We start from the raw sequence: 2,147 nt of genomic DNA, 5'->3' as shown, positions 1-2,147 counted from the left end.
TGGTGGCGCGCTCTTCAACGCTGAGTTCGGTATAAGACATAGGGGCAGCACCGTACCGGAAAGGTCAGGTGTTGCACTCAGTTTTTGCCGCCGCCACTTAATAAACCGGTCCACTTTTTTTCGTCATTTCACGCAGCAAACCTGATCATCCGAAAGATAATAAAGTCCCTCCAGCTTTCCGCAAATGGAAGGAAGACCGAAAACCGGTTCTGAGGCATAAGAAATAGGCAGCTCGGATCTAATCGAACCGGCAAACTCCGAACTTTCCCACGTTGGAGTGACTATACCGCTCCAAAAACTTACTGCGTCTCCCTTATCAGACAATATAACAGGCTTTACGTATTCAATTGCGGCATTGGAGTCCCAATATAAATAACCGCGATACACAGCGCCACTTTCACCAAGAAAATCAGTTCGAACGATAATCTGAAAATCTGAGCACGTTTCCTGTTCGGCGAGGGGGCGTACAGTTGACTCATCCTCCACGGCTTCGTCCATCGGAAAAAACCAAACGCTATAGCTATCAAGATCATCAATCGTTAGCTCATATACTTGTTTGTCCGACACAAATCGCCCCCTATGTAATTAAATACAACAAAAGGGGACAGAATTACTTAATAGGCTCTCAACTCTAATTTAAATAAATCTGTCCCTTTTCTACCCATTTCTCCGATTTTTTATCCCGCAGGAACCGCATCGATATCAAACTCACCTTGCTCGTCAATTTCGGCGTCTGCTCTCAACACCTCAAAATCGCAGCCCCCTAAATTCAAATGGACATTTATTGCATACACTCCACTTGAGGAGGGTCTTATAAATTCGACCTGAAGAGAATAATCTCCTTCAGGCAGTTCTAGAGGAACCGTGCTCGAAATACTACCAACCTCAATATTTCTATCTATTACCGAGAAGGGAACTTTAAAGGCCCGAACCACGTCTGCGCTTATAGCGGGCACTTGTTCGTTAATGAAAAAGCTAATTATATGATCCCCTTCGTCGATCAAAGCTCTAAAAGAGACACTTCCTAACCTCCACGCAAATCCTTGCGCATAACTACGATCACTCCAATCATTATACGGCTGATCAAGCGAGCTTAAAAACACGCAAAATTGCGAATAAGACAAATATATACTTTCTCTAAACCCAGCCATTAGCCCACCACCTTAATTCAACAAAAGGGGACATATTTATTTAGTGCGCCTTTAAACTCTAATTTAAATAAATCTGCCCCCTTTTCGTTTGAACCTTTACATTAACTCAACCGAACCCAATCAAAACTGCAATACACCAACCAATTTGACTAGACAAAAAAATCAAACCACTAAGCTCTTTAGTCGATCACCCGCACTGAGTAGTTCGTCGGCAGAAAGCGGAGTATAACTAATTACAATCAAAACCCCCTCTTCAAACCCACACACTTCTTCTACATAACCATTCAACAAATCAACAAGTTCACGAGGCCCTTTTTCAAAGGCGCGAAAACACAATTCCTTATCGAAATAATTCGCTGCATTTATACGAAAAACGCCATCCCTACCGTTAACGTCTTTTTTTGTAGCATCACAAGCTTCCAACACTAAAGGCCAATCGCTCCTCGTAACACTCCAATCATGTAAAGCTGAGCGATAGGAGCCAAACGCCTTTATATAAACAGGAAAAACAACCTTCAACAAATACGAATAGTCAACTTTGGAGTCTGTAAATTCAATAAATAGCGTATCATCAAACTGCGCATCATCTTGGAGATACTTCTGATCTCGCAGAGCATATGAAATTCGACCTCTAACGCCGACTGGAAGTAGCTTATCCAATGACACCGAGGTCACCAACTCGCTTCCAATAGGGGGAACTTCAAAGGCATCGTTCAAACTCCACGGAACGCCCAAATCGCCTATAGCTCTCAAAAAATCTTTATGCCTCTCTTCGATAGACTCTGAAACACTAGGTCTATGCCGAAACTCAAGCTTATATTTAGTCATTACCGTGCCACCCTTACAGAAATATTTCGAACAAAAGCGAACAAAAGGGGACAGATTTATTTAATACGCGGCGGTTGCAGGAGCTGAGTGCAACACGGTTATTGAATTGAAGCCGGAGCATCATGCCGCATTGCCATGGAATTTTGCATGACCTCTCCCATCACCTCG

General features: G+C 43.0%; 3 protein-coding genes. All 3 read right to left on the bottom strand.

The window, feature by feature from the left end; translation table 11 throughout:
• Window positions 1–123: 123 nt before the first annotated feature.
• Entirely contained in the window at window positions 124–567 is a 444-nt protein-coding gene (locus BOP96_RS29105; protein WP_014716400.1) for a hypothetical protein, read from the bottom strand.
• Window positions 568–677: 110 nt separating this feature from the next.
• Complete coding sequence (gene comJ, locus BOP96_RS29100; protein WP_073454714.1) at window positions 678–1,151, bottom strand: competence protein ComJ; 474 nt, start codon at window positions 1,149–1,151, stop codon at window positions 678–680.
• 162 nt (window positions 1,152–1,313) lie between these two features.
• Window positions 1,314–1,979, bottom strand: a complete 666-nt coding sequence (locus tag BOP96_RS29095) for a hypothetical protein (RefSeq protein WP_014716398.1) — start codon at window positions 1,977–1,979, stop codon at window positions 1,314–1,316.
• Window positions 1,980–2,147 lie beyond the last annotated feature (168 nt).

It is taken from the genome of Pseudomonas sp. FSL W5-0203 (genome assembly GCF_001896155.1).
GTDB classification, from domain to species: Bacteria; Pseudomonadota; Gammaproteobacteria; order Pseudomonadales; family Pseudomonadaceae; genus Aquipseudomonas; species Aquipseudomonas paracarnis.
This window is presented reverse-complemented; position numbering and strand designations above follow the sequence as displayed.